8 protein-coding genes are annotated in these 7356 nt (G+C 60.1%); 6 read left to right on the plus strand and 2 right to left on the minus strand.

The window, feature by feature from the left end; genetic code table 11:
• From WLY71_RS28650 to WLY71_RS28670, 5 genes are all read left to right on the plus strand, one after another.
• On the plus strand, window positions 1-297 hold a 297-nt coding region (locus tag WLY71_RS28650; protein ID WP_347806249.1), incomplete at its 5' end, for a translocation/assembly module TamB domain-containing protein.
• Between the two features lie 236 nt (window positions 298-533).
• Complete coding sequence (locus WLY71_RS28655; protein WP_134422670.1) at window positions 534-1007, plus strand: MarR family winged helix-turn-helix transcriptional regulator; 474 nt, start codon at window positions 534-536, stop codon at window positions 1005-1007.
• Window positions 1004-2473, plus strand: a complete 1470-nt coding sequence (locus tag WLY71_RS28660; RefSeq protein ID WP_347806250.1) for an efflux transporter outer membrane subunit — start codon at window positions 1004-1006, stop codon at window positions 2471-2473. Before WLY71_RS28655 ends, WLY71_RS28660 begins: the two co-directional genes overlap by 4 nt.
• Window positions 2474-2488: 15 nt before the next feature.
• The gene (locus WLY71_RS28665; protein ID WP_347806251.1) at window positions 2489-3691 is read left to right on the plus strand and encodes an HlyD family secretion protein; all 1203 of its coding nucleotides are present in this window, start codon (window positions 2489-2491) and stop codon (window positions 3689-3691) included.
• A 103-nt stretch (window positions 3692-3794) separates the two neighbouring features.
• The gene (locus tag WLY71_RS28670) at window positions 3795-5324 is read left to right on the plus strand and encodes a DHA2 family efflux MFS transporter permease subunit (protein ID WP_347806252.1); all 1530 of its coding nucleotides are present in this window, start codon (window positions 3795-3797) and stop codon (window positions 5322-5324) included.
• Between the two features lie 123 nt (window positions 5325-5447).
• Here the strand turns inward: WLY71_RS28670 and lpxH are convergent, their stop codons facing one another.
• Window positions 5448-6200 carry a UDP-2,3-diacylglucosamine diphosphatase gene (gene lpxH / locus WLY71_RS28675; RefSeq protein ID WP_347806253.1) on the minus strand — a complete coding sequence of 251 codons (753 nt, stop codon included), beginning with the start codon at window positions 6198-6200 and terminating at the stop codon, window positions 5448-5450.
• Window positions 6197-6703: a peptidylprolyl isomerase gene (locus WLY71_RS28680; protein WP_347806254.1), complete on the minus strand. Its 507-nt coding sequence runs from the start codon at window positions 6701-6703 to the stop codon at window positions 6197-6199. The genes lpxH and WLY71_RS28680 overlap by 4 nt, the downstream gene beginning before the upstream one ends.
• Window positions 6704-6963: 260 nt before the next feature.
• Here WLY71_RS28680 and WLY71_RS28685 point away from each other — a divergent pair.
• Window positions 6964-7356 (plus strand): glutamate--tRNA ligase family protein (locus tag WLY71_RS28685; RefSeq protein ID WP_347806255.1); only part of this gene is annotated, 393 nt, incomplete at its 3' end.

Here is a 7356-nt window from a genome sequence, read left to right on the forward strand (position 1 = left end):
ATGCTGGCCCAGGCGGCGCTCGGGCTGGGCCTGATGGGCAGTTCGGGGGTTACCAGCGGGTTGGCCAAGAACCTGGGGATTCAGGATTTCCAGCTCGATACCCAAGGCAGCGGCAACGCAACCAGCGTCGTGGCCAGCGGCAATATCACCGAGAAGCTCAGCCTGCGTTATGGCGTTGGCGTGTTCGAGCCGGCCAACACCATCGCCTTGCGTTACAAGCTGAGCAAAAAGGTCTACCTCGAAGCGGCGGGCGGTGTGGCCAGTTCGCTGGACATCTTCTACAAGCGGGACTTTTAAACTCCCTCTCCTCCAAAACCGAGTCGCTCCCATCGCGAGCAAGCTCGCTCCCACAAGGTTAAGTGTGATCCCTGTGGGAGCGAGCTTGCTCGCGATGGCGTCAGATCGGTCACCGCAAAATCTATCGTCATTTATCTCCTAAATACAAAGCAACCTAACTATTGCGTTGACATTCGCTGCCTAGGCAGTAACATCTCGACATACATTCTCTGCCTAGGCAGCTAATTGGTGGTCAGATGAAACATTTCACCCCAGACGCATTCCACACTTGCCATCTCGGCCTCCTGCTCGGGCGCGCTGCGCTGCTCAAGGACCGGATCATCGACACGCACATGGAACCCCACGGCATCACTGCCGCGCAGTTCAAAGTGCTGATCATCATGGCCCAGTTCGGCGTCGATACGCCGGCCGAGCTGTGCCGTCACCTGTCGCTGGACAGCGGTTCGATGACCCGCATGCTCGATCGTCTGGAACAGAAAGGCTTCCTCGCCCGCCAACGCTCCGAAGCGGATCGCCGTCAGGTTCAGCTGGTGCTGACCGAGCAAGGCCAGCAGTTGACTGATCGCCTGCCGGAGATCGGCGCCGACGCCATGAATGAACTGGCCGGCGCGATCACCCCAGAGGAGTTGAAAACCCTCGAACAGATCCTGAAGAAAATTTTGGTGGCAGCCGGTGACTCGATCACCCTGCTGCGGGTAGGTGACAAATGAGCAGTAAAACCCTGCGTACCGGCTTGAGCCTGGTGCTGGCGGCCATGACCCTGGCCGGTTGCGCCAGCTACAGCGGCCTGATCACTGAAGGCGTCAGCCTCGATGCGAAAAACCTCAAGGCCGGGCAATCCCTCAGCGGTGTAACCCTGTCGCCCGCGGCCTGGCCGAAAAGCGACTGGTGGAAAAGCCTCGGCGACCCACAGCTCGACGGCTTGATCCGCGAAGCCCTGCACGACAGCCCCGACATGCAAATCGCCGACGCCCGTGCTCACCAGGCCAGCGCCGCCGCTTATGCAGCGGATGCCGCACGCATGCCGACCCTCGATGCCAGTGCCGGCGTCAGCCGTTCGCGTCTGGCCCGGGATCAGGACCCAAGCGGGCAGGGTGATACCTACTCCACCGTGCGCAACATCAGTGCCAGTTTCAATTACAACTTCGACCTCTGGGGCGGTCAGCGTGATGCCTGGGAAGCCGCACTGGGTCAGGCCCGTGCTGCCGAAGTCGATCAACAAGCCGCTCAGCTGACGTTGTCCGCCGACGTGGCTCGCGCTTATAGCGATCTGGGTCAGGCGCACATCGTTTATGACCTGGCCAGTGAAGACCTCAAGCGCACCAAACAAATGCTCGACCTGAGCCAGCGCCGCCTGAGCTCGGGGATCGACAGTCAGTACCAGTTCCAGCAAACCGAGAGTCTGGAAGCCACGTCCGAAGCCAGCCTGATCGACGCCGAAAAACGCCTGCAAAGCGCGAAAATCGCCTTGGCCGTCTTGCTCGGTAAAGGCCCGGATCGCGGCAACGAAATCGCCCGGCCGAAAATCCTCCAGGCCAGCGCCGTCGCGTTGCCATCGGTGCTGCCGGCCGAGTTGCTCGGTCGTCGTCCAGACCTGGTGGCCGCGCGTTGGCGGGTCGAGGCGGCGAGCAAGAACATCGACGCCGGCAAAACCCGCTTCTACCCCAACCTCAACCTGAGCGCCGCGGCCGGTGCCGAGTCGTTGCTGGGCGATGCGATGTTCGGTTCGGCCAGTCGTTTCTTCAACATCGCGCCGACGATCTCGGTGCCGATTTTCGACGGTGGCCGCCTGCGTGCCGACCTCGATTCCCGCGACGCCGATTACGACCTCGCGGTGGCGCAGTACAACAAAAGCCTGGTGAAAGCCCTGGGCGATGTCAGCGACACCATCAACCAGTTACGCGATATCGGTCGGCAGATTGGCGCTCAGCAGCACGCCACCGACATTGCCCAGGATTCTTACAACACCGTGGTCCAGCGTTACGGTTCCGGCATCGGGAATTACCTGGACGTGCTCAGCATCGAGCAGCAATTGCTCCAGGCCCAGCGTCAGCTGGCCAACCTGAATGCCGAGCAGATCGACCTGTCGATCCAACTGATGCAGGCGCTGGGCGGCGGCTTCCAGGGCGAGACCCTGGCCGCGGCCAACGCAACCCCAGCCACGCAGCACAACTAATTCAAGGTACTTGTCATGGCCACTGCCGATACAGCCCAATCCCCTGACAACACTCAAGACACGAGCAATTCGCGCAAACGCAAAGTCCTGCTGGTAGTGCTCGCGATCGTGGTGATCCTCGCCGGTGTCGGCGTCTGGGGTTATCACGAATTCTACGGGCGCTGGAACGAAAGCACCGACGACGCCTATGTAAACGGCAACGTGGTGGAAATCACCCCGCTGGTCACCGGCACCGTAGTCAGCATCGGTGCCGACGATGGCGACCTGGTCCATGAAGGACAGGTGCTGATCAACTTCGACCCGAACGACGCCGAAGTCGGTCTGCAAAGTGCGCAGGCCAATCTGGCCCGCACCGTGCGTCAGGTTCGCGGCTTGTACAGCAATGTCGACGGCATGAAAGCCCAGGTTAATGCCCAACAGGCTGAAGTGCAAAAGGCTCAGGACAACTTCAATCGCCGGAAAAACCTTGCCGCTGGCGGTGCGATTTCCCAGGAAGAACTGTCCCATGCTCGCGACGACCTGACCTCGGCGCAAAACGCCTTGGCCAACGCCAAACAGCAACTGAAAACCACCAGTGCTTTGGTGGATGACACCGTGGTGTCGTCGCACCCGGACGTGATGTCCGCTGCCGCGCAATTGCGTCAGGCTTACTTGAACAACTCCCGCAGCACCTTGATCGCGCCGGTCACCGGTTATGTCGCCAAGCGCTCCGTGCAACTGGGCCAACGCGTCCAGCCGGGCACGGCGCTGATGGCAGTCATCCCGCTGGATCAGCTGTGGATCGACGCCAACTTCAAGGAAACCCAGCTGCGTGAAATGCGCATCGGTCAGCCAGTGGACATCGAAGCCGACCTCTACGGCAGCGACGTGAAGTTCAGCGGCACCATCGACAGCCTCGGCGCCGGTACCGGCAGCGCGTTTGCCTTGCTGCCAGCGCAGAACGCCACCGGTAACTGGATCAAGATCGTCCAGCGTGTGCCGGTGCGGATTCACATCAACGCCGAAGAACTGGCCAAGCACCCGTTGCGGGTCGGCCTGTCGACTCAGGTCGATGTGAACCTGCGTGACCAGAGCGGCCCGGTGCTGGCGCAACAGCCGCCGCAAAAGGCCTCGTTCAGCACCAATGTGTATGACCGTCAGTTGGCCGAGGCCGACGCGATGATCACTCAGTTGATCCACGACAACAGCGCTGCGGTCAGCAAAACCGTCCAGCGCTGATTCGCCATCACACCGACCCTGTGGGAGCGAGCAAGCTCGCTCCCACAGGGTCAGCGACGCCCGTTAAAAGGTGTCGCGTCAGCCAGGTTTCAAAGGATTCGCGATGAGCAATAATGCGTCTTTTACGCCGCCCAGCCTGTTGCTCAGCACCATCGGCCTGTCGCTGGCGACCTTCATGCAAGTACTCGACACCACCATCGCCAACGTGGCGCTGCCGACGATTTCCGGCAACCTGGGCGTGAGTTCGGAGCAGGGCACTTGGGTGATTACTTCGTTCGCCGTGAGCAATGCGATTGCGCTGCCGCTGACCGGTTGGCTCAGCCGGCGGTTTGGTGAGGTGAAGCTGTTTCTCTGGGCGACGATTCTGTTCGTGCTGGCCTCGTTTCTTTGCGGTATCTCGACCTCGATGCCGGAACTGATTGGCTTTCGGGTGCTTCAAGGCCTGGTGGCAGGTCCCTTGTACCCGATGACTCAAACGCTGCTGATTGCCGTCTATCCACCCGCCAGGCGTGGCATGGCCCTGGCGTTGCTGGCGATGGTCACGGTGGTGGCGCCGATTGCAGGTCCCATCCTCGGCGGCTGGATTACCGACAGCTATAGCTGGCCGTGGATCTTCTTTATCAACGTGCCGATCGGTGTTTTCGCGGTGATGGTGGTGCGCCAGCAACTCAAGGCGCGGCCGGTGGAAACCAGTTACCAGCCGATGGATTACGTCGGTTTGATCACCCTGATCATTGGCGTCGGCGCGTTGCAGCTGATCCTCGACAAGGGTAACGACCTGGATTGGTTCGAGTCGAACTTCATCCTCATCGGCGCGGCCATTTCGGTGATTGCGCTGGCGGTGTTCGTGATCTGGGAAATGACCGACAAGCACCCGGTGGTCAATCTGCGGCTGTTCGCTTACCGCAACTTCCGCATCGGCACCATCGTGCTGGTGTTGGGTTACGCCGGGTTCTTCGGGATCAACCTGATTCTGCCGCAATGGCTGCAAACCCAGATGGGTTACACGGCGACGTGGGCGGGTCTGGCGGTGGCGCCGATCGGTATTTTACCGGTGCTGATGTCGCCGTTTGTCGGCAAATACGCACACAAATTCGACCTGCGGCTGCTGGCCGGCCTGGCGTTCCTGGCGATTGGCCTGAGCTGCTTCATGCGCGCCGGGTTTACCAACGAAGTGGACTTCCAGCACATCGCGCTGGTGCAGTTGTTCATGGGGATTGGCGTGGCGCTGTTCTTCATGCCGACCTTGAGCATTTTGATGTCGGACCTGCCACCGAGCCTGATCGCCGACGGCGCGGGCCTGGCGACGTTCCTGCGGACCTTGGGCGGTAGTTTTGCGGCCTCACTGACGACGTGGATCTGGATTCGCCGGGCGGATCAGCACCACGCCTATATGAGCGAAAGCATCAGCACCTATGAGCCGGCTACCCGCGAGGCGCTGAACAGCTTGGGCGGGGCGAGCAATCCGGCGTATGCGCAGCTGGATCATGTGCTGACCAGTCAGGCGTACATGCTCTCCACCGTGGATTACTTCACGTTGCTGGGGTGGGCATTCATGGGCTTGATTGTGCTGGTGTGGCTGGCGAAACCGCCGTTTGCCGCTAAAGCAGGCCCTGCTGCCTCAGGCCATTAAGCCAAACACAGTCCCTGTGGGAGCGAGCTTGCTCGCGATAGCGGTGGATTAGTCAACAACGATGTTGAATATGAATCCGCTATCGCGAGCAAGCTCGCTCCCACAGGGTTCTGTGTTCGGCAGTCAGATTGCGGGGGCTGCCAGTTGCGGCGGCGGGGCGAAGTCGAATGGTGCAAGCGCAAACCCATTCTCATCCACCTGCAACGCCCAGCCCTGACGATCCCAATCCCCCAATACAATCCGCTTGGCCGCCTGCTCGCCAATCTGCAACTTGTGGATGGCCGGGCGATGGGTATGCCCATGGATCAAGGTCTTCACGCCAAATGCCTGCATGATCCGCGGTACTTCTTCCGGCGTGACATCGACGATGTCATTGGCCTTCATCCGCACCTGGGCCGTGCTTTCGCTGCGTAGCTTGCGTGCCAGTTTCTGCCGGGTGCCCAGGGGCAAATGGCGCAGGATGAACAAGGTAACGGGATTGCGCAGGTAGCGTCGCAGCTTCATATAGCCGACGTCACGGGTGCAGAGGCTGTCGCCGTGCATCAACAGCACCGGCTCGCCGTAAAACTGCACGACACTCGGGTCCTTCAGCAACGTACAGCCGGCCTGTTTACAGAAGGCCTGGCCGAGCATGAAGTCGCGGTTGCCGTGCATCAGAAAAATGGCCGTGCCGCTGTCGCTGAGTTCGCGCAGGGCCTGGCAGATGGAGCGCTGAAAGGGCGTCATGGCATCGTCGCCAATCCACGCCTCGAAAAAGTCGCCCAGGATGTACAACGCACTCGCCGAGCGGGCGCGTCCGGCGAGCAAATCCAGAAACGCCCGGCTGATATCCGGGCGCTCCTCTTCCAGATGCAAGTCTGAAATCAGCAGTATCACGCTTCGATGATCTCGGCTTTCTCGATGATCACGTCTTCTGCTGGAACGTCCTGGTGACCGGACTTCATGGTGGTGGAAACACCTTTGATCTTGTCGACGACGTCGGTGCCTGCAACGACTTTAGCGAACACGGCGTAGCCCCAGCCCTGAGTGGTCTTGGCGCTGTGGTTCAGGAAGCTGTTGTCAGCCACGTTGATGAAGAACTGGGCGGAAGCCGAATGCGGTTCCATGGTGCGCGCCATGGCCACGGTGTACTTCTCGTTCGGCAGGCCGTTGTCGGCTTCGTTCTGGATGCTTGGGCGCTTGTCTTTCTTTTCTTTCATGCCTGGCTCGAAACCGCCGCCCTGGATCATGAAGTTACCGATGACGCGGTGGAAAACAGTGTTTTCGTAGTGACCGGCGTTGACGTACTCGATGAAGTTGGCAACGGTCAGCGGTGCCTTTTCAGCGTTCAGTTCCAGGACGATGTCGCCATGGTTGGTGGTCAGTTTGACTTGGGTCATGATCGGTACTCTTTATATGAATTCGTGGGTTTAGGGGCTTTGCTGCCCTCAACCGGTCCGGCCAATTTTGGCCAAGGTGCGCAGTTTAGCGTGCCGGGCGCGAATTTCGAGGCTGTTTTTCATTTGCATCCGATTAAATGCAGGCGTTTTTTGGCCTGCTCTGTCAGCGGCTTGACAGCATCGGCTATGATAAGCCCCTTTGTTTTAACCGCCGCTTTGATTTGGCCAACTGGCCGCGCACTTGTACGTTCAAGGATCCTATGAGCAAGCCCACTGTCGACCCTACCTCGAATTCCAAGACCGGCCCTGCCGTGCCGGTCAATTTCCTGCGCCCGATCATCCAGGCGGACCTGGACTCGGGTAAGCACACGCAGATCGTCACCCGTTTCCCGCCTGAGCCCAACGGTTACCTGCACATCGGTCACGCCAAGTCGATTTGCGTGAACTTCGGTCTGGCCCAGGAATTTGGCGGCGTCACGCACCTGCGTTTCGACGACACCAACCCGGCCAAGGAAGACCAGGAATACATCGACGCGATCGAAAGCGACGTCAGATGGCTGGGCTTCGAATGGTCCGGTGAAGTGCGCTACGCCTCGCAGTATTTCGACCAATTGCATGACTGGGCCGTTGAACTGATCAAGGCCGGCAAGGCC

It is taken from the genome of Pseudomonas rossensis, from assembly GCF_039888995.1.
Lineage (GTDB): Bacteria > Pseudomonadota > Gammaproteobacteria > Pseudomonadales > Pseudomonadaceae > Aquipseudomonas > Aquipseudomonas rossensis.